The organism is Staphylococcus durrellii (genome assembly GCF_015594545.1).
Classification (GTDB): domain Bacteria; phylum Bacillota; class Bacilli; order Staphylococcales; family Staphylococcaceae; genus Staphylococcus; species Staphylococcus durrellii.
Map to the genome: position 1 here is coordinate 617,120 of NZ_JADIIO010000001.1, position 25,588 is coordinate 642,707.

Annotated in this window: 26 protein-coding genes and 1 pseudogene; 14 read left to right on the forward strand and 13 right to left on the reverse strand. The window is 32.7% G+C overall.

The window, feature by feature from the left end:
- Positions 1–154 precede the first annotated feature (154 nt).
- The 3 genes from ISP02_RS02725 to ISP02_RS12950 all read left to right on the forward strand — a co-directional run bounded on the left by ISP02_RS02725 (position 155) and on the right by ISP02_RS12950 (position 2,045).
- Entirely contained in the window at positions 155–1,069 is a 915-nt protein-coding gene (locus ISP02_RS02725) for a bile acid:sodium symporter family protein (RefSeq protein WP_195720141.1), read from the forward strand.
- A 128-nt stretch (positions 1,070–1,197) separates the two neighbouring features.
- Positions 1,198–1,833, forward strand: coding sequence for an HAD family hydrolase (locus ISP02_RS02730; protein ID WP_195720142.1), 636 nt, complete (start codon positions 1,198–1,200; stop codon positions 1,831–1,833).
- A gap of 20 nt (positions 1,834–1,853) precedes the next feature.
- Positions 1,854–2,045, forward strand: coding sequence for a hypothetical protein (locus ISP02_RS12950; protein ID WP_235980489.1), 192 nt, complete (start codon positions 1,854–1,856; stop codon positions 2,043–2,045).
- Positions 2,046–2,114: 69 nt separating this feature from the next.
- Here ISP02_RS12950 and ISP02_RS02735 read toward each other — a convergent pair whose 3' ends face one another.
- Together ISP02_RS02735 and ISP02_RS02740 are read right to left on the reverse strand one after the other, a co-directional pair.
- Complete coding sequence (locus ISP02_RS02735) at positions 2,115–2,300, reverse strand: hypothetical protein (RefSeq protein ID WP_195720143.1); 186 nt, start codon at positions 2,298–2,300, stop codon at positions 2,115–2,117.
- Complete coding sequence (locus ISP02_RS02740; protein ID WP_195720144.1) at positions 2,297–2,656, reverse strand: hypothetical protein; 360 nt, start codon at positions 2,654–2,656, stop codon at positions 2,297–2,299. Before ISP02_RS02740 ends, ISP02_RS02735 begins: the two co-directional genes overlap by 4 nt.
- Before the next feature lie 290 nt (positions 2,657–2,946).
- On the opposite strand from ISP02_RS02740, the gene ISP02_RS02745 reads away from it, so the two are divergent.
- Positions 2,947–4,335 carry an amino acid permease gene (locus ISP02_RS02745; RefSeq protein ID WP_195720145.1) on the forward strand — a complete coding sequence of 463 codons (1,389 nt, stop codon included), beginning with the start codon at positions 2,947–2,949 and terminating at the stop codon, positions 4,333–4,335.
- Between the two features lie 127 nt (positions 4,336–4,462).
- On the opposite strand, the gene ISP02_RS02750 is transcribed toward ISP02_RS02745, so the two are convergent.
- From ISP02_RS02750 to ISP02_RS02770, 5 genes are all read right to left on the reverse strand, one after another.
- Positions 4,463–5,338, reverse strand: a complete 876-nt coding sequence (locus tag ISP02_RS02750) for a MurR/RpiR family transcriptional regulator (RefSeq protein WP_195720146.1) — start codon at positions 5,336–5,338, stop codon at positions 4,463–4,465.
- 2 nt (positions 5,339–5,340) lie between these two features.
- Positions 5,341–6,780, reverse strand: a complete 1,440-nt coding sequence (locus ISP02_RS02755; protein ID WP_195720147.1) for a PTS transporter subunit EIIC — start codon at positions 6,778–6,780, stop codon at positions 5,341–5,343.
- Positions 6,781–6,804: 24 nt separating this feature from the next.
- The gene (gene murQ / locus ISP02_RS02760; RefSeq protein WP_195720148.1) at positions 6,805–7,689 is read right to left on the reverse strand and encodes an N-acetylmuramic acid 6-phosphate etherase; all 885 of its coding nucleotides are present in this window, start codon (positions 7,687–7,689) and stop codon (positions 6,805–6,807) included.
- Between the two features lie 14 nt (positions 7,690–7,703).
- The gene (locus tag ISP02_RS02765; protein ID WP_195720149.1) at positions 7,704–8,741 is read right to left on the reverse strand and encodes a MupG family TIM beta-alpha barrel fold protein; all 1,038 of its coding nucleotides are present in this window, start codon (positions 8,739–8,741) and stop codon (positions 7,704–7,706) included.
- A gap of 95 nt (positions 8,742–8,836) precedes the next feature.
- Entirely contained in the window at positions 8,837–9,169 is a 333-nt protein-coding gene (locus ISP02_RS02770; RefSeq protein WP_195720150.1) for a hypothetical protein, read from the reverse strand.
- Between the two features lie 82 nt (positions 9,170–9,251).
- Here ISP02_RS02770 and ISP02_RS02775 point away from each other — a divergent pair, with 82 nt between their 5' ends.
- The gene (locus tag ISP02_RS02775; protein WP_195720151.1) at positions 9,252–9,977 is read left to right on the forward strand and encodes a CPBP family intramembrane glutamic endopeptidase; all 726 of its coding nucleotides are present in this window, start codon (positions 9,252–9,254) and stop codon (positions 9,975–9,977) included.
- Between the two features lie 34 nt (positions 9,978–10,011).
- Here the strand turns inward: ISP02_RS02775 and ISP02_RS02780 are convergent, their stop codons facing one another.
- Positions 10,012–10,704 (reverse strand): helix-turn-helix transcriptional regulator, encoded by a 693-nt coding sequence (locus tag ISP02_RS02780; RefSeq protein WP_195720152.1) that lies wholly within the window; start codon positions 10,702–10,704, stop codon positions 10,012–10,014.
- A 400-nt stretch (positions 10,705–11,104) separates the two neighbouring features.
- Here ISP02_RS02780 and ISP02_RS02785 point away from each other — a divergent pair, with 400 nt between their 5' ends.
- From ISP02_RS02785 to ISP02_RS02815, 7 genes are all read left to right on the forward strand, one after another.
- Positions 11,105–11,899 carry an inositol monophosphatase family protein gene (locus tag ISP02_RS02785; RefSeq protein WP_195720153.1) on the forward strand — a complete coding sequence of 265 codons (795 nt, stop codon included), beginning with the start codon at positions 11,105–11,107 and terminating at the stop codon, positions 11,897–11,899.
- A gap of 150 nt (positions 11,900–12,049) precedes the next feature.
- Positions 12,050–12,976: an LCP family protein gene (locus ISP02_RS02790; protein ID WP_208455815.1), complete on the forward strand. Its 927-nt coding sequence runs from the start codon at positions 12,050–12,052 to the stop codon at positions 12,974–12,976.
- A 340-nt stretch (positions 12,977–13,316) separates the two neighbouring features.
- A complete protein-coding gene (gene fdhF, locus ISP02_RS02795) occupies positions 13,317–16,271 on the forward strand; it encodes a formate dehydrogenase subunit alpha (protein WP_195720155.1) in 2,955 nt (984 codons plus the stop codon).
- Positions 16,271–16,738, forward strand: a complete 468-nt coding sequence (locus ISP02_RS02800; protein WP_195720156.1) for a DUF1641 domain-containing protein — start codon at positions 16,271–16,273, stop codon at positions 16,736–16,738. Before fdhF ends, ISP02_RS02800 begins: the two co-directional genes overlap by 1 nt.
- A 189-nt stretch (positions 16,739–16,927) precedes the next feature.
- Complete coding sequence (locus ISP02_RS02805) at positions 16,928–17,146, forward strand: hypothetical protein (protein ID WP_195720157.1); 219 nt, start codon at positions 16,928–16,930, stop codon at positions 17,144–17,146.
- 27 nt (positions 17,147–17,173) lie between these two features.
- Positions 17,174–17,950, forward strand: a complete 777-nt coding sequence (locus tag ISP02_RS02810; protein WP_195720158.1) for an N-acetylglucosaminidase — start codon at positions 17,174–17,176, stop codon at positions 17,948–17,950.
- Positions 17,951–18,039: 89 nt separating this feature from the next.
- A complete protein-coding gene (locus tag ISP02_RS02815) occupies positions 18,040–19,164 on the forward strand; it encodes an FAD-dependent monooxygenase (RefSeq protein WP_195720159.1) in 1,125 nt (374 codons plus the stop codon).
- A 263-nt stretch (positions 19,165–19,427) separates the two neighbouring features.
- Here the strand turns inward: ISP02_RS02815 and ISP02_RS02820 are convergent, their stop codons facing one another.
- The 5 genes and pseudogenes from ISP02_RS02820 to ISP02_RS02840 form a co-directional block, all read right to left on the reverse strand.
- Entirely contained in the window at positions 19,428–20,381 is a 954-nt protein-coding gene (locus ISP02_RS02820; RefSeq protein ID WP_195720160.1) for a 2-hydroxyacid dehydrogenase family protein, read from the reverse strand.
- A gap of 63 nt (positions 20,382–20,444) precedes the next feature.
- Complete coding sequence (locus ISP02_RS02825) at positions 20,445–20,759, reverse strand: DMT family transporter (RefSeq protein WP_195721813.1); 315 nt, start codon at positions 20,757–20,759, stop codon at positions 20,445–20,447.
- Positions 20,759–21,078: pseudogene (locus ISP02_RS02830) on the reverse strand (DMT family transporter). The gene ISP02_RS02825 and the pseudogene ISP02_RS02830 overlap by 1 nt, the downstream one beginning before the upstream one ends.
- Before the next feature lie 139 nt (positions 21,079–21,217).
- A complete protein-coding gene (locus ISP02_RS02835) occupies positions 21,218–21,691 on the reverse strand; it encodes a CHAP domain-containing protein (protein ID WP_195720161.1) in 474 nt (157 codons plus the stop codon).
- A 322-nt stretch (positions 21,692–22,013) separates the two neighbouring features.
- Positions 22,014–22,313, reverse strand: coding sequence for a DUF4870 domain-containing protein (locus ISP02_RS02840; protein WP_408020144.1), 300 nt, complete (start codon positions 22,311–22,313; stop codon positions 22,014–22,016).
- 235 nt (positions 22,314–22,548) lie between these two features.
- Here ISP02_RS02840 and ISP02_RS02845 point away from each other — a divergent pair, with 235 nt between their 5' ends.
- Together ISP02_RS02845 and nhaC are read left to right on the forward strand one after the other, a co-directional pair.
- Positions 22,549–23,619, forward strand: a complete 1,071-nt coding sequence (locus ISP02_RS02845; RefSeq protein ID WP_195720163.1) for an NAD/NADP-dependent octopine/nopaline dehydrogenase family protein — start codon at positions 22,549–22,551, stop codon at positions 23,617–23,619.
- 29 nt (positions 23,620–23,648) lie between these two features.
- Complete coding sequence (gene nhaC / locus ISP02_RS02850; RefSeq protein ID WP_195720164.1) at positions 23,649–25,064, forward strand: Na+/H+ antiporter NhaC; 1,416 nt, start codon at positions 23,649–23,651, stop codon at positions 25,062–25,064.
- Positions 25,065–25,588 lie beyond the last annotated feature (524 nt).

The window sequence follows — 25,588 nt, forward strand, 5'->3', positions numbered from 1 at the left end:
TGAAATAGCACTAGGTCTTTGGAATGAAGTCGCGGCATTTTTACAATTAAAAAAATAAATACAAAAATCTTTAGAATTTTCTGAAAATACATTGAGGTCAGTACTAAAGTGTGATACATTTTTCTTTATTACGAGATTGAGGAAGTGTTTAAAGATGTTAACAAAAGTAAGTAGATTTGCAACAAACACATTCTTATTGTGGATGTTAGTCGCAGCTGTTATTGGGTTTATTTTTCCAAATGAATTAGCACAAATAAGTAAATATGTGCCATATTTATTAGGCATCGTGATGATTGGTATGGGATTAACAATTGATCCTAAAGACTTTAAAATTATTTTTCAAGCGCCACGTTCTGTTATTATTGGCGTTATTTTACAGTTTACGATTATGCCCATCGTAGCCTTTGTCATCGCCAAGGTCTTTCAATTGCCGCCTGAGATTGCTATAGGAGTTATTTTAGTTGGGTGTTGCCCGGGTGGAACTTCAAGTAATGTTATGAGTTATTTAGCAAAAGCAAACGTTGCACTTTCAGTGGCAATTACTAGTGTTTCTACGTTATTAGCGCCTATAGTAACACCGGCCTTAATTTTCTTGTTTGCCAACCAATGGTTGAAAGTTTCTTTTGGTAGTATGTTATGGTCAGTGGTGCAAGTAGTATTAATTCCAATCATCATTGGTTTTATTTTACAAAAAGTATTTAAAAACTTTGCAACTAAATCTGCTACTGCATTGCCTATCGTATCGGTAATAGCTATTTCATTAATTTTGTCTTCTGTAGTAGGGGGAAGTAAATCTCAAATATTACAAACAGGTTTATTAATTTTTGCAGTAGTCATTCTACATAATGTAATAGGTTATACTTTAGGCTATATGTTAGCTAAACTACTAAAACTAGAACGAGCTGATAAAAAAGCCGTGTCTATTGAAGTTGGTATGCAAAATTCAGGGTTAGCTGTCTCATTAGCTACAGTGCATTTTAATCCGTTGGCCGCTGTACCTGGAGCGGTGTTCAGTTTAGTACATAATATTACGGGACCGATACTTGCTAGATATTGGGCTAAAAGATAATAACATTTAAAACTGAGATACATGATGTGTCTCAGTTTCTTTATGACTTTTAAAATTATAATATGATAAAATGTGAGGTAATTAATTGAATTAAAATTTATAATAACAACAAAGTACGGGGGATATTGATGTATAAAGCAGTAGTATTTGATTTTGATGGCACAATTATTGATACAGAGAAGCATTTATATGAAATAATTAATAAGCATTTAATTGACCATAACCATCAGCCAATGTCGTTAGAATTTTATACCGATTCGATAGGTGGAGCGGCTGAAGATTTACACCAGTTTTTAGAAGATAAATTAGGCAAGGAACAAAAAGAACAAATGTATATAGAACATCATAAAACAAGTAAAAATTTACCAATATTTGATGAGGTAAAGGCATTAATGGAGTATTTAAAAAAACGCCACATTCCAATGGCTATAGCAACCAGTAGTTATCGAACTTCTATTGAACCTACATTTAAAAAATTAGGATTAGAAAATTATATTGATGCAGTCATAGGTAGGGAAGATGTAAGTGAAGTTAAACCTAATCCTGAACTTTATTTAAAGGCAGTACAAGCATTAAATTATAATCCTGCTAATTGTCTTGCAATTGAAGATTCTGTTAACGGTGCGACGGCAGCTATAAACGCAGGACTTGATGTTATTGTAAATACAAATGCGATGACTGAAAAACAAAATTTTGCCAATATCGCTTATGTAAGTAAAGATGTTGATAGTGAAAGTATTATTGCTAAATATTTTGAATCATAGAAAGTGAATAGGTACATGACATGTCTATATATTTAATATTATTCTTTTTAGCTGGTCCAGTTATTTTAGCTATAGGTAATCTTGTATTGGGCCCAATTTTTAATAAGAGAATACCTTTTAGAATTCAAGTAAGGTCATTTATAGTGAGTAGCGTAATTTATTTAATTTGTGCGGGTCTGTTATATCATTTCTTTTTATCCAGTAAGTTCTAACATAACAATAAAACAGATGATTACCTATGTTATTCAAGGCAATCATCTGTTTTTTATTTTAGTAGTTAATTATTTAAGAAATTGAAAAAGTAAAGTTGCAATAACTAAAACAAGTAAAATTGCATCAATGCCTATCATAATATTGAAGCGAGTGCTTTTTTGACCAGCTAATTTATTCTTTTTAGCAGCTCTAATATTTGGTATTAAGCTAACCAACAATAAAATTATAATAACTACGCCTAGGAAGATAGTCATTTAGGGCCACCTCCTTGTTTATTCTTATCGATATACACCCATATATAGCCTGCTATAATGCCAAAAACAAGTCCGACAATAATAGCTATTTTCATTGCTGATACAATACCACCAATAATGATACAAATAAGCATCGCAATGGGAATCGTCGTTCCAAATTTGTATTTAAGATCAGGTGTATGCATCATAGCAAATAAAGTAAAGTATAGTACGCCTAATACGAACGCTGCTAAAATAGATTTGCCAACGAGGTACGGAACATTTTTATCATGTTGACCAAAATAATTAAGTATAAAAAACAAGATACCGAAAATTATTGTTATTGTAATTGTGCGTCGTAATAAATTTTTATTCATAGCGAACTCCTTTATGTAAATATAAGGAAAATTATAGCATATAGTTTTATTTTATTATAATAAGAATATAATGGCACGCTAAAGTAACTTACCATTAAGCAATATGATATTTGAAATTAACAAGAAAATACTTTTTGCAATTTTATTGAAAATATCATAAAATGTACAATGGGTTTTGAAAGCCCTTACATTATGAAAAGTGTATTTTTCATTAAATATTTATTGTATAATAATAAGATATAACATTATTAATGTCGTTTATTTTCGAGAGAGAGATGGGGTTAGGTTAAATGAATGATGAAACAGAATTACATAGGGGGCTGAGTGCGCGTCAAATTAGAATGATCGCACTTGGTGGAACTATCGGTGTCGGACTATTCATGGGGGCAACGAGTACAATTAAATGGACTGGACCTTCAGTTATATTTGCCTATTTAATTGCAGGTTTGTTTTTATTTTTAGTGATGCGTGCAATGGGTGAAATGGTTTATCTATACCCAACTACAGGTTCATTTGCAAACTTTGCAAGTGATTACATACATCCAGTTGCAGGTTATTTGACGGCTTGGAGTAATATTTTCCAGTGGATAGTCGTCGGTATGAGTGAGGTTATAGCCGTCGGTGAATATATGAACTTTTGGTTCCCTCACTTACCTCAATGGATTCCAGGCGTTATAGTTGTTTTATTATTAGCAGCAGCTAACTTAGTTTCCGTAAAGGCATTCGGCGAATTTGAATTCTGGTTTGCTATGATTAAAGTTGTAACAATTATTTTAATGATTGTTGCAGGTTTAGGACTAATATTCTTTGGCTTTGGTAATGGTGGTAATGCTATCGGATTGTCTAATTTATGGTCTAATGGTGGCTTCATGCCAAATGGTTGGCTAGGATTTTTCTTTGCGTTATCAATTGTTATCGGTTCATATCAAGGGGTAGAACTTATTGGTATTTCTGCTGGTGAGACAAAAGATCCTCAGAAAAATATAAAGAGCGCAGTTAATGGCATTATATGGCGTATATTAATATTCTACTTAGGTGCGATTTTCGTTATTGTTACCGTTTATCCTTGGGATGAACTTGGTAATATTGGTAGTCCGTTCACAGCTACATTTGCAAAAGTAGGTATTACTTTCGCTGCAGGACTTATTAACTTTGTAGTACTAACGGCAGCAATGTCAGGCTGTAACTCAGGGATATTCAGTGCGAGTCGGATGACTTTCACATTAGCTCAAAAAGGTCAAATGCCAAAAGTATTCTTGAAAATAATGAAAAATGGCGTACCAGCATATACTGTTATTGCAATTTCTATTGGTATATTAATTGGTGCATTATTAAACGTAATCTTACCTTTATTTATTAAAGGTGCAGATAGTGTCTTTGTATATGTTTATAGTGCTTCAATCTTACCCGGAATGGTGCCATGGTTTATGATATTAATTAGTCATTTAAGATTTAGAAAATTACATCCTGAAGAAGCAGAAGGACACCCATTCACTATGCCGGGTGGAAAATTTGCTAGCTATATTACTATCTTGTTCTTTGTTGTAGTATTGATTGGTATGTTATTTAACAAAGAGACAGTTGTATCAGTATTGATTGGGATTGTATTTTTAGTATTTATGACAATTTTCTATTTCGTAAAAGGTTACCATAAATTAAATAAAGAAGATCAAATTTAATTTGGTTAATTAAACTAAAAAGCACGACCCCATGTTTATTGGGATCGTGCTTTTTGTATCTTCAAAATAAAAACACTTCATAGTTAGATGGCTAAGGCTGTATTAGCTTACTATGAAGTGTTTTATTTTAATGCTTGAATTTAATATTAGATAGATGTTTATGATAGTTATCTAAAGCCATTTTAGATTGCGTAATAGAGTCAAGTGACTCATGATAATGTAGTGATATATAGCGATAATATAAAATGTCGACAGTAAAAAGTTGCGCAAATAATGAAGTAGTCGCTGCCATACGTAATTCATTTTCATCTGTTGAGCCATAGACAATTGTATGATTAGACATTTTTGCTATAGGGTTTGAACGTGTACTTGTTATAGTGACAATTGGTATTTTATAATCATTTGCTACCTTGACCATGGATTGCAGTTCACTGTGATAACCTTGATTAGTAACAAGGATAATACAATCATTGGCATCATGTGTTGCTAGAGTAGTCATAAACAAATGAGCTTCTTCCATCATTCTGACATTTAAACCGATTCTCGATAATTTTTGAAATAAATCGTTAACGATTATTGAAGACGCTCCATAACCAAATAGAAAGATAGTACGCGATTTTTTCAATACATCACAGACTTCATCAATCGTATCATTGTCAATTTGTTGAGCCGTATAAGTCATTGTGTCGGTAGCTCTAGTCAACATTTTGCTTTTTAATGTATCGACGGCTTCATTATCAATAATTTCCATATAATTATTTTTTGTCGTATCTGAAGGTAAATAACGAGAGATGTGTATTTTTAATTCTTGGAAACCTTGATTTGTAATTTTTCTACTGAAACGTACGATAGAAGCAGTGCTCGTATTTATTTCTTTGGCTAAATCTTGAACTGACATTTTTATAATAAGGTGAGGACATTTTATTATAAAATCAGCAATTTTTTTCTCAGTTTTTGTGAATTCTTGATATTTACTCTCTATTTGATGAAGTACATTTTTCATAATTAATCACCTAAATGATCAGATTCTCGCATGGCTTTGTTTGTTCCAAAGAGGTAAGTGAATACAAAACCACCTATATATGCTGCGAGTAGTCCTGCAATATATCCTAAATACATATGATTTGATATTAATGGTAAAAGAGAAATTCCACTTGGTCCAATTGCAGTAGCACCTATGTGTCCGATGCCTCCAACTACGGCACCACCGATGCCTCCGCCTATACACGCAGTAAAAAACGGTCTGCCTAATGGTAAAGTAACACCATATATGAGTGGTTCGCCGATACCTAAAAAGCCTATAGGTAAAGCACCTTTAATTGTATCACGTAAAGTTTTATTTTTTCGACATCTAAACCACAATGCAATAGCAGCTCCAACTTGTCCTGCACCGGCCATTGCTGCAATTGGTAACAAGTATGTAGCGCCTGTTTGATTTATCATTTCAATATGAATAGGGGTAAATATATGGTGTAATCCTAACATAACCAATGGTAAGAAAAAAGCGCCTATAACAAAGCCACTAAAGATACCCCCAATACCAATAACCCAATTGATAACAGAAACAAGACCTGATGAGACAAACCCTGCTAAAGGCATAATGATAAATATAGTCATTAAACCAATAATTAAGAGTGTTAAAGTCGGCGTTATAATGATGTCTATAGCATTTGGTACGATTTTATGTAATCTTTTTTCAATTAAGCTAAGTAACCAAACTGCAAAAATAACTCCAATAATACCGCCTTGTCCTGCTTGTAAATGATCACCAGTAAAGATATTCGTAATAGCATTTTTGTCAGTTAATCCTGTTAATAATGTTGTACCACCAATTACGCCACCTAATCCTGGTGTAGCTCCAAACTCTTTAGCTGCATTAATACCTGCAAAGATTGCTAAGTAGGCAAGCATACCATCTTTTATGACATTAAAGACAGTGACTAGTTGGGTAACCCATTCTCCTGATATTTGACCACCTTGCATTAAGTTACTTAATACTGCACCAATACCACCTATAAGACCTGCACCAATAAATGCGGGTATCAAAGGGATGAAAATATTGGCAATCGTTTTTAGTAATTTATTAAATTTACCATGCTTTTGTTTACTTTGAAATTCTGTTTTATTCTGTGTAGCTTTTGATTCAGCTGCTTCTCTATACGATTGTTCATGATGAGGAATGTCATCTCCTAATTTCACACCGCTTTGTCTCGCCATATGATTAGCTACTTTGTTAACAATCCCTGGACCTACAACGACTTGGACTCGGTCATCGTTAACGACTCCCAGTACACCTTCAATTGACTTTAAAGTATCATAATCTATGTCATTTTCATCGATGACTTTAATACGTACTCTTGTCATACAATTAATAATATTATCTATATTGTCCATTCCACCAACTGCAGAGATAATTTCATTGGCTAATTTTTGTTCTTTTGACATATGATTAACCACCTTACTGTTTATTTATTTGATAGCTTCTTTTATAATCCCATTATTATTATTTAATTTATTTAGTGCTTCATTAGCATCTAAATCACATAAGTACATGACTACTGCTACTTTTAAATTTTGTTGTGCTTTGTCATAGAGGTCTTGTGCAAGTTGAGCGTCGATATTGCATATTTCTTGAATAATAATTATTGCTCTTTCATTTAACTTATTATTTGTAGGCTTCACATCCACCATAAGATTGCCGTAAACTTTTCCAGCACCTACCATGGTAATTGTGGAAATCATATTTAAGATTAATTTTTGAGCAGTGCCTGACTTTAATCGAGTAGAACCTGTTAACACTTCAGGACCAACATCTACTTCGATAGGGTATTGTGCAAAATTACTGATTTCTGCATTAGTGTTACAAGCAATAGAAACAGTACGGGCGTTGAGAGATTGTGCGTATTTTAACCCTCCTTTAACATAAGGTGTTCTACCACTAGCCGCAATGCCAATAACAACATCTAATGATGATAAATTAATGTTTTTTAAATCGTTTTCTGCCCCGATTTCACTATCTTCGGCACCCTCAACTGCTTTAGTCATAGCTTCTTGACCACCTGCTATAATCCCAACGACTTCTTGAGGTGTAGTATTGAATGTAGGTACACATTCAGCTGCATCTAGTACACCTAGACGTCCACTCGTACCTGCACCAATATAAATTATTCTTCCACCATTATTAAATTGTTGTGTAGTAATTGTAACCACTTCAGCAAGCTGTGGTAACAATTGCTCGATACATAAAGCTACTTTTTGATCCTCTTTATTCATTACTGCAAGCGCTTCTTGAATTGACATTTCGTCGAGATTTTGTGTCGAGGCGTTTCGTTTTTCTGTTGATAAATGATTCATAGTAACCATCCCCTCTAATTAATGTTGAATGAAAATGTATTGTTGCCTTTTATACAATGTAGTAATTCAATATCACTTTCAATAATGTGACCCGCAACGTTGACATGATTATGACTAGGTAAGGTAGTCTTAATCAATTGTAATTCCCCCTCATATCTGCCGTTTAAATGATTATCAATCGTAATGTCGCCAACTTTTCTATTAACAGTGTTTAAAGGCGCTATACTGTTATGTAGATAAGACCTTGCCTCTTGAGAGCGAACGCTAGTCGATGGGTTATCGGCACGGGCAGTATGTTGGTGCCGAAAAATTGATTCGTATTGAGTATCAAGCAACGATACTTTTAAAGTAAAGTGTTGATTATGCAAATAATCACTCAAACTATAAGCCTCACTATTATTTAGGACATTATCCCCAATAATCACATTATTTATACCAGTCTCAAGCAAATCATGGGCATTAACAATAGGGTTCCCATATCGTGCCTCTTCTAATGTAGGTAAACCTTTATATAATGGTCCTCTCTTTGTACTACCTGGTATAAATCCATAAATAGTGGCATTGTGATTAAACAAAAAAATCAAATCATTTTGAGAAGTTACAAAATGGTGATCCAAACCAGTATCTGGTCTAGGATAATAATTATGACAAAAAACTAGTTGTTTAAAATTTGATACTGAATGAACTAAGTCATTAAGTAGGTCGTATGTAACAGTGCTTGCATTTAGACAACATTTAAAGCCATGACGAATAATATCATTCACAACTTCTATAGATGTTTCGGTATCTATACGTATAACGATATCAGCATTGGGAAATGACAACGCATTATACAATGCTGCATTCAATAATTTTGGATTAATATCTACAATATAAGTAATGCTTTTATCTTGTAAAAAAGTTAAAAGTGACGTTAAATATTGAACTTTGGTGCTGTCATTTTCTTCAGGAATCTGCATCGAAGTGAAAATAGTATCATAATTCAAATCAATCATCTTTTGAACATAGTTTTTGCTAATATCTTGTCCTAGGTAGACAGAAAAGCCATGCATAATATGAGCCCTCCATTCTTTTGGAATCGGTTACATTATACAACATGTGAAAAAGTATTACAATTTGATAGAGTACATTTATAATATTTGAAATATTATTTCAATATAAACATGATGCTTTCATGTAATAATAGCAATCGTTTTTGAATGTCTTCTATATATACTTTAGTATTGCCGTTATTTAAAGGTTCAATAGGATTATGATAGGAGTCAGTTAAGAAGTTGAAAAATTTATGGTGAAGTAAAGATGTTGTGATGATTGGTTGGTCATATAAATCGCTATAAAATTTCTGAACATGTTTATTAACGCTTTGTTGATAATCTGAAAGTTTTTGGTCGTTAGTTATGTATGCATATTTGAAAAGTTCAATATTGTTTAACAAGGTGTTGATTTGTTGTTCTAATTGGATTAATTGTTGTAGTATCATTAAATATAAACATTCCTTTCAAAAATTTAAATCTTTAAGATGAATGTAAAAAGAGCTATGCATTATAGAGCGAGGTAAAGCTATGTGGAGAAGTACGAGGTATACAAAAGTTAAAATAAATAAAATAGATTTTTTAGTCATACCAATACTAATTATTGCTATGATTGTCTTCGTCTTATTAGGAAAATTTTATTCTGGCATTATAATGGGGCATTTAACTGAAAGTCAACACTTGATGTTAGGTGCTTTCGTTCAATTGCTTGCGTACGTTACGACAATAATATGTTATTGGCTATTAAAAAGAAATGAATTTGTGACTAAATTAAATAGTAATTATAATTACATAAAAGCACATTGGAAATTTATTATGATTGTCTTTGTGGTCACATATTTTCTTTCTTATTTATATAATTCTGGTGTTCAATATTTACCTGGAGATTTAGCCTTTTCAGAAACACAAAATGAAATAGCGATACAGGGGATTTTTAGCAAACCTTTTTTTCTACCTATAACATTCTTATTAATTGTGATTGCGGGACCATTTATAGAAGAGTTGTTTTTTAGACATTTATTAATTGGTGAATTAGGGAAGAAATTTAATTTTAAAGTAATGGGCGTAATTTCTGTCATTTCTTTTAGTATGATGCATGTTACTAGTGCAGCATCACCTTTAGAATTTGGCAGTTATTGTATCATTGCCATAGGTATCGTTTACGCTTATTTAAAATCTGGAAAAAAACTAGGCGTAAGCGTATGTTTACATATGCTGAATAATTTATCAGCGTTTATCGTTACGATTTTAATGTGAATATAAATAAAGATATGAAAAATCCAACTGGAGTTTAGACTTCAGTTGGATTTAAAAATTCATGATAGTTCTTAATAGATATATCTTGCGTTTTTATTTTTTTCTCAAACGAATAAGCTATATCTTGAATATTTGCAATAGGAATTTCACTCGTACCGCCTAGGCCTATCTCAAAAACCACTGCTTTCCAAATTCCATTTTCACAAATTAATCCAATGAAAATTACATTTTCTGTAAATAATTGTTCGTCATCAAAATATTCCATTGCCATCACATTACGTTCGGTACAATAAATCAGTAAATCTGAAAATAAGGAAGGTAATGCTATATGGTCATGTTGTTCAAATTTAATATAGCGGTCTAAGCGTTTTAGTGTCTTTCTCATTTTACTATAAGGCAAATTTAAACATTTTTTGATAATTGCTGATATTTCTTCTTTGTATGGTAACGTAGAAATTGATTGGCTTTCATTTAGCACAAGAAACAGAGCAGATAATTGACTTTCTGTCAGTTCAATTGCGTAGTTATGTTGCGATTCTTGTAATTGATAGCCACCCAATTTACCATGTTTAGCTAATATTTTAACGCCCTGATCTTCTAAATCTTGTATATCCCTTAATATAGTACGTTTGGAAACTTTGAGATTGTGTGCCAATTCGGCCGCAGTAATTTGTTTGTTGTGGTGAATTGCATTTACAATCATATTTTGTCTTTCACGTTTATTCAAAGAAAGTCACCTCCCAAATCATTACATATTACATTTAGTATAGCATAAATACGATGATGACGATATTCTTAGAGGTTTTATTAAAAAATATTAAGAAAACGCTTACATTATTTGAAAAGTTATGTTAGTATTTAAATCAGTAACAAAGGGGATAGCGTTAAAGAAAAACAAAGGGGTACTATTACATATAGTTTTGTTAAATATTTAATCGCTTTAGTTACTATGCAAACATCTTCAATATTTATTACTTACTTTCCTTTCTAATGCCGGCTAGCCAAACTAGCCGGTTTTTTTATGTCATCTTTAAGCCAAGATTAATGTATGATAGTTGACTGAGAGTATATATGGTAGAATGAAGAAAATTATGCAATGGTCAGAAAAAGCTTTGAGAGGTGTAATAATGGAAAAAGAAGACTTACTTCATATAGATGAAAATATTAGACAGTGGTTAAGTACACTAGATGATGTTATACCACAATTAATTGCTGAAATGAAAACGACTACTAAACAAAATAGATTTGATTTAGTTACAAACGTCGATAAGACAATCCAATACCATTTCGAACAATTTTTAAAGCAACATTATCCGCAACATCAACTTTTTGCTGAAGAAAAGAATAATGACGAAGTTAAACCAAGAGAAGGCCACGTATGGATTATGGACCCAATTGATGGTACAACGAATTTAGTTAAACAACAGACAGATTACTGTATTATCTTAGGTTATTTTGTCGATGGTGTCCCGACACTTTCATACATATATGATTATCCCAAGCAAACATTACATAAAGCCATAAAAGGACATGGGGCTTATACGAATGGTAAGTTAATTCCGCAACCAGAATCCCAACCGCTAAAAGATTTAATTATTTCGTTTAATTCGCAAGTAATGAATAATGACACAATAAATGCACTTTATGATGCAGCGTTTAGTTATCGTTTCATAGGATCATGTGGTCTAGATTCGGTGAGAGTCATTCATGGTCAATTTGGTGCTCATATTAATACTAATCCAAAGCCTTGGGATATTGCTGCGCAATTTTTATTAGCGGAAGAATTAGGCTTGAAAATGACTACGTTAAGCAATGAGGAACTCGATTTTGCTACTAGTGGACCATTTATTATTAGCAATAAAGGTTGTCATGAGGAAATATTGAAAATATTAAATAGTGGTAATGGTTATGAAATATTTTAACTAATTATTTCTATATAAATTAAAATATAGGTCTAAAGCACTATGCTTTTATACGATGCTTAATATATAATATTTGATAAGTCATTAAAAAAGAATAATAGAATAGGAGTGATGTGAGTGAACCGCTCAGATTACTATACAAAGAAAAAGATGAGTGCTCCGAAAAAAGTTGTTTTATGGATTATTGCTATACTAGTGATATTAGCGATTGTTGCTGTAATTTATTTAGGGTTTAAAATATTTTCAGTCGGAAATGCAATACATAACCCATTAGACAGAAATAAGTCATCATTAAGAAGTAATGATGTTAATTTAAAGAAAGGTGATCCATTCACGATTGCCTTTTTCGGTGTGGATTCTGACGCTAAACGTGCAGCTAATAATGGTGGTCAACGAAGTGACTCAATTATGGTTGTATCAATGAATCCAAAGAAAAAAACTTCAGAAATTGTGAGTATACCTCGTGATACACAAGCTAAAATTGTGGGTAGAGGTACCACTGAAAAAATTAACCATGCCTATGCATATGGTGGTGCTAATATGGGTGTGAAGTCTTTAGAAAAGCTATTAAATGTTCCAATTGATCATTATGCAACTATCGACATGGACGGCATGAAAGAAATGATTGATACCATGGGTGGCGTTACGGTTGTAAGTAACAGTACGTTCTCATATGATGGCCAAAGTTTCGAGAAAGGTCAAAAAATGCATTTAAATGGTAAACAAGCTATGGCATTTATTAGAAGTAGAAAGCAAAGTGGCGCAGGCGGAGACTTTGGTAGACAACAAAGACAACAAATTGTTATGGAAGCTTTAGCCAATAAATTAACGAGTGTCAAATCTGTAACGCACTTTAATTCATTAACAAACCACGTGAAAGATAACGTTAAAACTGATTTATCAATAGGTGATATTAATACAATTAGAAGTAAATATAAAAAGGCTAACGACACAGTGCATAGACATCAATTAGATGGTCAAGGTGGCATCCAAGATGATGGGTTGTATTATTTCGTTCCTAGCGATGATTCTTTAAATAGTATTAAATCAGCTATCGATAAAAATTTGGGCATATAATCTTTCGAATCATATAGCATTCTAGTTCAAAGGAACTCAAATATTTTTAAAAGACTTTCTGTTAGTTACTAATAGAAAGTCTTTTTTGGATAGTAAAAAAGTTTGGAGCGTTGATAAAAGACGACTTCATTATGTTTAATAAATATATTAATGCAAGACTAATTGATGCAATAATTTACAATATAAAATAATGAGAAAAATATTGTGAAATATCTTAACATTTTAGTTTATTGGGTATACACTAAATATAATTCTATCTTCAATAAGTGTGGGGCTTATTGAAGATAGATATACGTCACCTTTGTCAGTCGGGCATCAAATAATAAAAGGGGCTGTTGTAATGCAAACGCATTTAATTATTACGCTAGATGGGAAGGATTATTTAGTAGAACCGGGTACAAACTTACTTCAATTTATTAAATCTCAAGACACTTTTGTACCATCTATTTGTTACAACGAATCATTAGGTCCAATTCAAACTTGTGATACATGTACTGTAGAGATAGACGGAGAAATCGCTCGTGCATGTAGCACAACAATTAATAAACCTATGGTTGTAAACACACAAAATGATAAAGTCCAAACAAGTCAAAAAGAAGCGTTAGACAGAATTTTAGAGAAACACCAACTATACTGTACCGTTTGTGACTATAATAACGGAGATTGTGAAATTCATAATACGATGGACCAATGGGGTCTCGAACATCAAACTTATGAATATAAAGAAAAACCATACGAAAAAGATTATGGTCCGTTTTATCGCTATGACCCTAGTCAATGTATTTTATGTGGTCGTTGTGTAGAAGTTTGTCAGGATGTTCAAGTCAATGAAACATTAACGATTGATTGGGAACGCCAACAACCGAGAGTAATTTGGGACAATGATACGACTATCAATGACTCATCTTGTGTTGGTTGTGGCCAATGTGCAACGGTTTGTCCATGTAATGCAATGATGGAAGTGAATATGGAAGGCAACGCTGGTTATATGACAGATATGGAGCCAGGTTCACTTGCTGCGATGATTGATTTAACTAAGAAAGCAGAACCGGGTTATGGTCCGTTGTTTGCTGTGTCAGATTCTGAAGCGGCGATGCGTAAAGAACGCATCCAAAAAACTAAAACAGTATGTACATATTGTGGTGTTGGATGTTCATTTGATGTATGGACAAAAGACCGTGAAGTCATAAAGGTTCAACCACAACCAGAATCTCCTGCAAATAAAATTTCATCTTGTGTTAAAGGTAAATTTGGTTGGGATTATGTTGATTCTGACGAACGTTTAACGAAACCTTTAGTACGTAAAGATGGTGAATTTTATGAAGTGGAATGGGATGAAGCTTTAAAAGTAGTATCTGACAATTTCAAAAAGATTCAGGATCAAAAAGGTGCAGATGGCTTAGCATTTATTTCTTCTTCCAAGGCAACAAACGAAGAATCATATTTAATGCAAAAACTTGCACGTCAAGTCATTGGAACGAATAACGTCGACAACTGTTCTCGTTATTGCCAAGCGCCAGCTACGAAGGGACTATTTAGAACAGTCGGTCATGGTGGAGACTCAGGTTCAATCGATGATTTAGAAAAAGCAAGTATGGTCGTTTTAGTTGGTACTAACACTGCCGAAGCCCATCCAGTAATTGCATCTAGAATAAAACGTGGGCATAAATTGTATAACAATAACTTAACTGTATTCGACATCAGAAAACATGAAATGGCTGAACGTGCAGATTACTTCTATCAACCTAAACCAGGGACGGACTTAGTATGGATTTCTGCGGTAACGAAATATATTATAGATCAAGGATTACAAGATCAAGCCTTTATTGATGAATGGGTTGATAATTTCAATGAATATCACGAGTCTTTAGCACCATATACAATGGAATTTGCTGAAGAAACAACTGGTATACCTAAAGAAGATCTAATCGCATTTGCGCATCAAGTTGTAGATTCAGAATCAGTTTCAATCTGTTGGGCTATGGGTGTTACACAACAAGATATAGGTAGTGACACCTCTACATCAATCTCTAATTTATTACTAACAACAGGTAATTACAGAAAACCAGGAACAGGTGCTTATCCATTACGTGGTCACAATAATGTACAAGGCTGTAGTGATATGGGTAGCATGCCAGATCAATTCCCAGGTTATCAACTAGTTACAGACGACAGAATTCGCGCTAAATTCGAGCAAGAATATGGTAAAGAATTGCCAAGTAAAGCCGGTAGAGATAATCACCAAATGATGGAAGGCATTCATAATGATGAAATTGCTGCACTCTATTTATATGGTGAAGATACAGGTATCGTCGATTCTAATATTAATTTCGTACAGGCAGCTTTGGAAAAAGTAGACTTCTTAGTTGTACAAGATGAGTTCTTTACTTTTACAGCTACCTACGCCGACGTTATTTTACCAGCAAGTCCTTCACTCGAAAAAGAAGGTACATTTACAAATACTGAACGTCGTATCCAACGTTTATATCAAGCATTTGAGCCAAAAGGTGATTCTAAACCAGATTGGCAAATTATCCAACTTGTAGCTAAATCATTAGGTTATGATTGGAATTATAAAAATCCAAGTGAAATTATGAAAGAAATTGCTAGATTAACACCATTATATTCTGGTGTAAGCTATGATCGTTTAGAAGGCTATAATAGTTTACAATGGCCTGTCGCTGAAGACGGCACTGACCAACCACTGCTTTATTTAGATGGTTTTAATTTTGATAATAAAAAAGCGAAGTTTTTCCCGTTATCATTCGATAACTTCTTCAAAGAAAATGAAGTTTATGATTTACATGTAAATAACGGTCGGTTATTAGAGCATTTCCATGAAGGTAATATGACTTATAAAGTACCTGGACTAGAATATAAAATGCCTAATACTTTCGTAGAAATTTCACCTGAATTAGCTGAAGATCGTGGTATTCATGAAGGTGCTGAAGTGAAGTTAATTTCCGATACTGGTGAAGTTGAGATTGTAGTACATGTTACTGACCGAGTTAAAGGTAAAGAGATTTATATACCACTAAATAATAATGCAATGATTCATGGTGATAATAGTGCTATTAATTTACTAACAAATAGTGATGTTGACAAAGACACTGATACACCATCATACAAACGTACAAGTTGCCGTATGGAAGTGAAAACACGTCGCGGTAAGTCACCATTAAACCCAACTAATTTCCGTGTAGATAAACAACGCAAACCTCAATTTAGCGTTCAAGTACAGAAAAAATGGGAACGTGATGACTATATTTTCCCAGGAAATCAGGTGGATAAATAATGGCTGAAAGAATTAGTAAAATTAATCGTATCGAAAAGTCAGAAGAAGAAATTAAAGCAGAAAGTCTTAGTGAAGTGACTGATGCCATAGCTGAAAATAAAGATAGTATCTTGAAAGCAATAAACTTAGTTCGTTCTTTAGATGATGCTAAGTTGTTAGATGCTATGTCTGGTGCAATCAATGGTAGAGGAGTTATTGCTAATAAATTTGCTGTAGAACTCAATAAAGAACAATATACTGGTTTGATTTCAAACATGGCATCTTTAGTATTTTTACTAGGTGATTTAAATGTTGATGATTTAACAATGATGCTAAACAAAGTGACAAAAGGTTTACGCGTTGCAAATCAAGCAAATCCAAATCAAAAAACTTCTATTACAGGTATGTTAGGCGTTTTACGAGATGATGAAATGAATAAAAGTCTCACATATATGTTGAATATGTTACGTGGGATGTCTAGAGATTAATATAATTATTAAGAGCATACAGTATTTAGGCACTATTAAACGTGCTTAAATACTGTATGCTATTTTTGTTGGCTTATTGTCATATAGCTTTCATTTAAATTATGGTACAATTTGAATTGTTGCGTCAAAGTAAGACGTGTAAACAGATAAAGGAGTGAACTGCTTATCAATCCAAATATCATCAAAATAATGGCTGTATTTTCTAATATATTCTTAGTCATAGGAATTGTTTTGTTAATTTTAATGAAGCTAATACTTGCTATAGCAATGTTTGTTGCGTCATTAGCGATTAGTTTAGTTATTTTTAATGCTTTATTCAGAGACAAAAAAGGCATGAGAATCGTAATAAATGTTTCATTTGTCATTGTTATATTTGTTATTGTTATAGCATATAAAATATTAAGCTAATAAAACCTGTAGGGGGATTTAAATAAGATGGACAAACGCATAAAAAAGCGTATACCAGCATTAATTTTAATAGTTATATTAGTTATTTTCGCTACTTTATTAATAGTTAATGAAACTAATTTATTTCATAATGATAGAAACTATACTTTCAAAGAAGCGGTTAACAAACAAGTAGGTAATGGTGCATTAAATACTAAAGCTAGTAAGAATGGTTTTGTAAATGCTTCTAAATCAGATGTTAGTAAGGCTATGAAAGTAGATGATAAAAACGATACTATAAATCATATGCAAATCACTGAAAAAGTTGCATTATCAAAAAAAGAAGTTAATCATATGTTACGTGATAAAGGTGTTTTTAAAAATAAAGGACAAGCATTTTTAGATGCACAAGATAAATATGATGTAAATGTAATTTATTTAATCAGTCATGCACTTGTCGAAACCGGTAATGGTAAATCAAACTTAGCTAGAGGCTTGAAGGACGATGGTAAAAGATATTATAACTTTTTTGGCATAGGTGCATTTGATGAAAATGCCTTACACCATGGTAATAGTTATGCTAAAAAGGAAAACTGGGATTCACCTGATAAAGCGATTAAAGGTGGCGCAAAGTTTGTGCGTAAAAACTATTTTGATAATAATCAATTATCTTTATATCAAATGAGATGGAATCCGGCGGACCCGGGTAAACATCAATACGCAAGTGATATTAACTGGGATGATAATATTGCTCAAGTAATGAAACATTATTATGATAAATTAGGTATCAAAAAAGATCATATTCACAAACGTCATTATTTATAGTTAATCAATACACAAGGGATGACGTAATAATTTAATTTTCGTGATTCCTTGTTTTATTTCATCAATTTTGGATTTGAGGTGCAAGGAAATTGAAAATAGCAATCATAGGTGCAGGAATAGGCGGATTAACTGCTGCAGCTTTATTACAAGAGCAAGAACATGAAATAGAGGTATTTGAACAACATGGTTCGGTACAAGAATTAGGTGCAGGGATAGGTATTGGAGGAAATGTACTTTCTAAATTAACAGGGCATGATTTAGCCAAGGGTATTAAAAATGAAGGGCAGATAATCCATGCAATGCAGGTGCTTGACAATAAAGGTAAAACACTATCGACTGCAACATTAAAAGAAAATACTATTAATTTAACGCTACGTCGTCAAACGTTGCTTGATGTCATTAAATCATATGTTGAACCTACTGCAATTCATACTGATCATCAAGTAACACGTATTGATAATGATAATGATAAAGTTATCGTACAATTTGAAAACAAAGAACAAAAGGCATTCGACTTATGTATTGGCGCAGACGGTTTACATTCTAAAGTTAGGGCAAGCGTGAAGTCGGAAAGTAAACCTATCTATCAAGGTTATACTGTATTTAGAGGCTTAGTGCAGGATGTTCATTTAAAAGATCCTCACGTGGCGAAAGAATATTGGACAAAGCAAGGGCGTGTTGGTGTTGTACCACTAATAAACAATGAAGCTTACTGGTTTATTTCTGTTAACGCAAAAGAAAATGATGAAAAATTCAAAGCATATGCCAAGCCTCATTTACAGGCAAGATTTAATCATTTACCAGAAGAAGTACGAAAAGTATTAGATAAACAAGAAGAAACTGGTATTCTACTGCATGATATTTATGATTTAAAACCACTTAAAACTTTTGTTTATGGACGTACGTTATTGTTAGGTGATGCTGCACATGCAACCACTCCTAATTTAGGACAAGGCGCAGGACAAGCAATGGAAGATGCAATTGTGCTAGCAAACTGTCTTAAAACTTATGATTTTGACAATGCATTATCTCGCTATGATTCGTTACGTGTCGCGCATACGAAGAAGGTAATAAAAAAATCAAGAGCTATAGGAAAAATTGCTCAAAGTTCAAATACTATAGTGATTAAAGTGAGAGATTTAATTTCTAAAGTGATTCCTAATAAATTAATATCAAATCAAAGTAAATTTATTTATAAAACTAAAGATAAATAAAATAGCATACACGGACCCTTAAATTTAAGTAAATAGTCAATTTAGCATGTTTGAAATTTAGATATGTTGGTTGTTTTTTAACTATTTTAAATTGACAACTTCCTTTCCTAGAAACCAGCTCCAGCATGAAGCTTTAATTGATAACGGTCACGTTAAATTTCAAAAAATTAACAAATAAATATAACAGCTAAATTTGTACTCAAAAGAAACGCAATTTCTATCATGTAAAGATAGAAATTGCGTTTTTGTAATGGTCCGAAATATTAATTTACCTTAAATTGTGGTTCTTCACCTGATAATTTACTGATTGTATCATTCGCTACGATTTTAGACATCATATCCCGTGCTTCGAATGTCGCATTACCTATGTGTGGCGTTATAACGACGTTGTCTAATGTTTTTAGCTCGTCATTAATTTCAGGTTCAAATTCAAATACATCTAGTGCTGCACCTTCAATTTCTTTGGCTTTTAATGCATCTACAAGTGCTTGTTCATTAATGATAGGTCCTCTAGACGCATTAATTAAATAACTTGTTGACTTCATCATTTTAAATTGCTCTTTATCAATTTGATGATGTAGCGAAGGGTTATAAGCAGCATTGATAGTTATGAAATCTGCATTTTTAAGTAATGTTTCTAAATCAACATATTTAGCGCCAATTTCACGTTCTTGTTCTGTTTTCTGATGTGGTCCAGTATATAAAATGTCCATGTCAAATGCTTTAGCGCGACGTGCAACAGCACTACCAATTTCACCTAAACCAATGATGCCAATAGTTTTTTTCGAAACTTCACGTCCTCTAAAGAATAAAGGCGCCCAGCCATCGAAACCGGTTGTGCGACACAATTTATCGCCTTCCGTGATTCTTCTTGCCACTGATAAAATTAACGCTATCGTTAATTCAGCAGTGGCATCTGTGGAAGCTTTGGGTGTGTTAGTAACATCAATATTGTTTTGTCTAGCATAGTCAATATCAACATTATTAAATCCAGCACCGTAGTTTGCAATGATTTTTAAGTTTTTACCAGCATCGATAACGTTTTTATCAACATTAGTAGAAAGTAAGCTAATTAAAGCATCAGCATCTTTAACTCCATCTTTTAAAGTCTGTTGATCAATAATACCATTACCTTCATAAACGGATACTTCAAAATGTTTTTCCAGTAAATCTAAACCTACTTGAGGAATTGCTCCAGCAATAAATACTTTTGACAATGATATTCACATCCTTTATGACTAGTATAATAAAGATTGTAAAGAGTCACAAATCGTAACGGTTTAACTTATTAATTTTAATCCAATGACAGTCGCGATAATTAATCCTATAAAGAAAATCCGAGCTATACTTTTAGATTCTTTATAAAATAACATGCCAATAATCGTGCCTCCTCCTGTACCAATACCACTCCAAATAGAGTATGCGGTAGCCATAGGAATATGTAACATAGCAATTTTTAACGTACTAAAACTACAAATAAAAGCAATGGCAAGGGCAATAATTAGCATTTTACTATTTCTTTTCGTAAGTTCGTTTAATAGTATTACACCAACGACTTCCATACAACCTGCTGCCACTAATATATACCATGACATCATGCTTCACCTTCATTCGTAGTTAATTTGAGTCCGACAATTCCAATAATAAGTAAAGTCATTAATAATATTTTTAAAAAGCTAAAAGGTTCGTGGAAAAAAATATATCCACTAAAACTGTACCGATAGTCCCCATGCCTACAAAAACAGCATAAACGGTACCTACAGGTAAAGTTTTACAAGCAGCTATAACTAAATAAAAACTTAAAACTATAAATATAGCGACGATGAGCCAAGCAGCGATTGAGTCTGCTTTATTCAAACCAGTTACCCAAACTACCTCGACTAAACCTGCTAAAAATACTTTAAGCCACTGCATAGTAGACCTCCTTAAATATGTAACAAACTTCATTATTTTCTCAAAAACAATGCTGTTATTCAATGAAATTGCTTGAAGACAAAAAAATAACAAATGGCATATGCCATTTGTTATCAATATTTTAATAATAAGTTATATTTTATTTTACATGAATGTAGTTATAAGAACTAGCTTGGTCAGCAGAAATAGTACGGCTACTTACTGAATAAGGTCCGCCATTATAGTTCATTTCAGATACTTCAACAGAACCGTCACTATTTACGTTTTCAACGTATGCAACGTGGCCCATAGCGCCTTCGCTAGATTGTAAAATTGAACCTGCTGAAGGTGAGTGATTTACTGTATATCCTGCTGCAGAAGCTGCAGAAGCCCAGTTATTAGCATTTCCCCATGTAGAACCAATACTTCCACCTGCTTTATCGTATGCATACCAAGTACATTGTCCGGCAGTGTATAAATTGCCACCAGCACTTTGTGTACTAGATGATTGTGTAGATTGTTGAGCATTAGCAGTTTCTGCTGCGTGTGCTTCATGTCCTTCTCCGTGATCTAAACCTACGATTGCTGCACCGATTCCTGCTGTTAATGTTGTAGCTGTTACTAATTTTTTCATAATAATAATATCCTCCCAAAATTTTCATTTCTATATTTCTAAAGCGATTGACTTAAATTGTCTTTATTCTAATGTCGTATTAATACTGTGAGCAATTACGACAAGTATCACTTTATCAGAAGAAATAGAGTTTGTGTGGTTTGTTATTGATTTGTAAAGGAATTAAAAAAACCTCACATATCGTTGTAATAAACGCTACATGAAGTTACAAAATCGTATCAGCTCATTAATGTGCTTTAAGACGATAACAATAATACTTTTGTGAATTAGTGGTAATAATTTATTACAGTCCTTTGTAAAATTTCATAATATTGTGTTTTGCTTATTTAATAAAACGAATAGACAAAGGTGGTAAATAATCTTCACCATTACTTGCTTTAACTATAGCAATGATTGTGAAAATTAAATTTAAGATAGCTATAACTGGTAATAATATAAAACCTATAATTATTAACATAAGAATTGAAGAGACAATTGTCCATATTATATAAGAAATTAAAAAGTTAAAATAATTTTTGCCCCCACGGTCAACAAATGGAGACACATCACGCTTAACTAGCCATATTATTAAAGGACCTATGAAAGAAGTAAAAAAACTTAAAATATAGATTAACATAACCATTAAACGGTCTTCACTCGTAGTGTTAATAGTTTGTTTAGTATCTTTGTTATCAAATTGATACTCATCATTAGTAGACATATGATTCCTCCTTTAGAGCCGATTATAGCAAACTATTGAATTAATTAATATATTGTGTAGCAAATACTTTGTGATTATGATAGTTTACAATGAAGTGGTTTATATACTAAATTGAACTGCGGCGAGAAAAATCCTATCAAAGAAAGAAGTGATAAACATGAAAATAGCAATCGTAGGATCAGGAAATGGTGCAGTGACTGCTGCACTTGATATGGTGACAAAAGGACATGACGTAAAATTATATTGTAGGAACCAGTCGATCCATAAATTTGAAACGGCAATTAACAATGGTGGCTTTCATTTTAATAATGAAGGTGAGGAACAATTTGTTGAATTTACAAATATAAGTGATGACATGGAATATGTATTAAAAGATACCGAAGTTATTCAAGTAATCATACCTTCTTCTTTTATTGAACATTATGCTAAAACAATGGCAGAATTTCTAACGAATAATCAATTGATATTGTTTAATATGGCAGCAGCTATGGGCTCAATTAGGTTTATTAATGTACTTGAAGACATGCATATCGACACAATGCCAAAATTTGGTGAAGTAAATACTTTAACTTATGGTACAAGAGTCGATTTCGATAATGCTGAAGTTAATTTGTCTTTAAATGTAAGAAAAGTTCATTTTTCTACTTACGATAAATCATATTTGTCAGAGAGTTTTAAATTAGTTGAATCGATTTATCCTTATATCGTTAAAGAAGAAAGTTTATGGAAAACAAACCTTGAAAATGGTAACCCTGAAGTACATCCTGGACCAACTTTATTAAATGTTGGACGCATAGATTATGCAGACGAGTTTGCATTATATAAAGAGGGTATAACATTGCATACTGTTAAATTGTTGCATGCTGTTGAATTAGAAAGGCTAACTTTAGGGAGAAAATTAGGCTTCGAATTAAACACTGCTAAAGGTGCTAGAATTGAGCGAGGTTATCTTTCTGAAGAAGATGAAGATTTGCCATTACATCGTCTGTTTAATTCAAGTGAAGTATTTTCACAAATAAAAGGGCCAAATGAAGTTAAAAATCGCTATTTAACTGAAGATATAGCTTATGGTCTTGTATTATGGTCAAGTTTAGGCCGAACGTTAGATGTCGAAACGCCAAATATTGATGCTATCATCGTTATCGCATCTACTATTTTGGAACGAGATTTCTTTGAAGAAGGGCTATCAGTTGAAGAATTAGGTCTCGAAAAATTAGGACTAGATTAATTAAATAATATTATGTAAAGGGGAATTGGATGTCAAGAAAACCAACTTTTTTAGAATCTATCTCTACAATATTGGTAATGATTGTAATTGTTGTGACGGGGTTTGTTGTTTTTGATATACCTATCCAAGCACTCTTGATTTTATCATCTGCTTATGCAGCTTGGATCGCTAGAAGAGTCGGTTTATCATGGACAGATCTAGAAGAGGGTATCACACAGAGATTAGCTACAGCTATGCCTGCATTATTCATTATTTTAGCTGTAGGTATTGTAGTAGGGACTTGGATGTTTTCTGGTACAGTCCCTTCATTAATATATTACGGTTTAGAATTTTTAAATCCTCATTATTTCTTAGTTTCAGCGTTTATTATTAGTGCAGTCACTTCTGTAGCAACAGGTACTGCTTGGGGATCAGCTTCCACGGCAGGCATTTCATTAATGGCTATTGCCACGCAATTACATATTGATAGTGGTATGGCAGCAGGTGCAATTATAGCGGGTGCTGTATTTGGAGATAAAATGTCTCCCTTATCAGATACCACTAATTTGGCAGCACTTGTGACTAAAGTAAATATTTTCAATCACATTAGGGCGATGATTTGGACTACAGTACCTGCATCTATAGTTGGATTAATCGTATGGTTTTTTGCAGGTATGGGGTATAAAGGTAATAATAATACAGCGCAAATGAAGCGATTACTATCCGAAATTGCACATATATATAATATTAATTTCTTCGTTTGGATTCCTATTATAGTCATAGTGGTATGCTTATTATTTAAAGTTTCAACAGTTCCAGCAATGTTAGCTTCAAGTTTAAGTGCGATATTAGTAGGTACGTTTAACAATCAATTCAAAATTGTAGATGGCTTTAAGGCTACTTTTGATGGTTTTAAAGATACTATGTTAGTACATAGTAGTGGATTGTCTGAAAAAACAACTGCGTTGATACAACAGGGCGGAATGATGAGCATGACGGAAATTATTGTAACTATTTTTACTGGTTATGCCTTCGCAGGAATAGTCGAAAAAGCTGGTTGTTTAGATGTAATTTTAGAGAAAATATCCAAAAATATAAATTCTGTAGGACAACTGATTTTAGCTACTATCGTTGGTGGTATCATTATGGTACTGGCTGCAGGTGTTGCTTCTGTAGTTATCATCATGGTAGGTGTTTTAATGATGGATATGTACAACAAGATGGATTTAGATCGCTCTAATTTATCTAGAACATTGGAAGATTCGGGTACAATGTTGATTCCATTAATACCATGGGGGACTTCTGGTATATATTATACGCAACAATTAGGCGTAACCGTTGATAAATTCTTTATTTGGACGGTTCCTTGTTATTTATGCATAGTCTTCGCTCTAATTTATGGCTTTACAGGCATTGGCATTAAGAAGGCGAATCACCAGCAAGAGGACAAACAATTATCTGTATAAAGAGACCTTAAAAACAAAGTTTTAAAATTAATGTTGAAAAAAATATCATTAATTTTAAAATTTAAGTTTTAGCAGATGTCGAAACGGATAGAATAATAATATGGATGAGGTGATTTCATGTAAGATGTAGTAATCATTGTAGCGATATTACTATGTTATATTGGAATACATCAATATTTCAAATGAAATTTTCATAAGAAAAAATATCCTTCAATTATTTTTTCGATAATCGGTTTTGTATTGTATTCTTTTGTAGCGATTGTACAATACAAAACTGATTGCGTTAATAACCGAAATATACTCAGAAAAGCTACTTTAATGACTTTGTGTGCTGGAATATTATTATAACTTTATTTTAATTTTTAAGCATTTATGAACTTAGTCTATTAATAATGTTTGTGTTAAGTATTTACCCATTAACTTCAATGGGCTGTGTCAATAGATCTATTTAATATTATTAGAAGAGGGACTTAGCAAAAGTGATGATACTTTGCTAAGTGCCTCTGAATTTTGTAGAAAATAAA

Coding starts and splice junctions, on each gene's coding strand:
- ISP02_RS02800 (WP_195720156.1), top strand. CDS start 16,271: ATGGCTGAAAGAATTAGTAAAATTAATCGTATCGAAAAGTCAGAAGAA.
- ISP02_RS02745 (WP_195720145.1), top strand. CDS start 2,947: ATGAATGATGAAACAGAATTACATAGGGGGCTGAGTGCGCGTCAAATT.
- murQ (WP_195720148.1), bottom strand. CDS start 7,689: ATGAATCATTTATCAACAGAAAAACGAAACGCCTCGACACAAAATCTC.
- ISP02_RS12950 (WP_235980489.1), top strand. CDS start 1,854: ATGTCTATATATTTAATATTATTCTTTTTAGCTGGTCCAGTTATTTTA.
- ISP02_RS02750 (WP_195720146.1), bottom strand. CDS start 5,338: ATGAAAAATGTACTTCATCAAATAGAGAGTAAATATCAAGAATTCACA.
- nhaC (WP_195720164.1), top strand. CDS start 23,649: ATGTCAAGAAAACCAACTTTTTTAGAATCTATCTCTACAATATTGGTA.
- ISP02_RS02825 (WP_195721813.1), bottom strand. CDS start 20,759: ATGTCATGGTATATATTAGTGGCAGCAGGTTGTATGGAAGTCGTTGGT.
- ISP02_RS02810 (WP_195720158.1), top strand. CDS start 17,174: ATGGACAAACGCATAAAAAAGCGTATACCAGCATTAATTTTAATAGTT.
- ISP02_RS02730 (WP_195720142.1), top strand. CDS start 1,198: ATGTATAAAGCAGTAGTATTTGATTTTGATGGCACAATTATTGATACA.
- ISP02_RS02835 (WP_195720161.1), bottom strand. CDS start 21,691: ATGAAAAAATTAGTAACAGCTACAACATTAACAGCAGGAATCGGTGCA.
- ISP02_RS02775 (WP_195720151.1), top strand. CDS start 9,252: ATGTGGAGAAGTACGAGGTATACAAAAGTTAAAATAAATAAAATAGAT.
- ISP02_RS02805 (WP_195720157.1), top strand. CDS start 16,928: ATGGCTGTATTTTCTAATATATTCTTAGTCATAGGAATTGTTTTGTTA.
- ISP02_RS02725 (WP_195720141.1), top strand. CDS start 155: ATGTTAACAAAAGTAAGTAGATTTGCAACAAACACATTCTTATTGTGG.
- ISP02_RS02770 (WP_195720150.1), bottom strand. CDS start 9,169: ATGATACTACAACAATTAATCCAATTAGAACAACAAATCAACACCTTG.
- ISP02_RS02765 (WP_195720149.1), bottom strand. CDS start 8,741: ATGCATGGCTTTTCTGTCTACCTAGGACAAGATATTAGCAAAAACTAT.
- ISP02_RS02785 (WP_195720153.1), top strand. CDS start 11,105: ATGGAAAAAGAAGACTTACTTCATATAGATGAAAATATTAGACAGTGG.
- ISP02_RS02740 (WP_195720144.1), bottom strand. CDS start 2,656: ATGAATAAAAATTTATTACGACGCACAATTACAATAACAATAATTTTC.
- ISP02_RS02840 (WP_408020144.1), bottom strand. CDS start 22,313: ATGGTTATGTTAATCTATATTTTAAGTTTTTTTACTTCTTTCATAGGT.
- ISP02_RS02755 (WP_195720147.1), bottom strand. CDS start 6,780: ATGTCAAAAGAACAAAAATTAGCCAATGAAATTATCTCTGCAGTTGGT.
- ISP02_RS02735 (WP_195720143.1), bottom strand. CDS start 2,300: ATGACTATCTTCCTAGGCGTAGTTATTATAATTTTATTGTTGGTTAGC.
- ISP02_RS02845 (WP_195720163.1), top strand. CDS start 22,549: ATGAAAATAGCAATCGTAGGATCAGGAAATGGTGCAGTGACTGCTGCA.
- fdhF (WP_195720155.1), top strand. CDS start 13,317: ATGCAAACGCATTTAATTATTACGCTAGATGGGAAGGATTATTTAGTA.
- ISP02_RS02790 (WP_208455815.1), top strand. CDS start 12,050: ATGAGTGCTCCGAAAAAAGTTGTTTTATGGATTATTGCTATACTAGTG.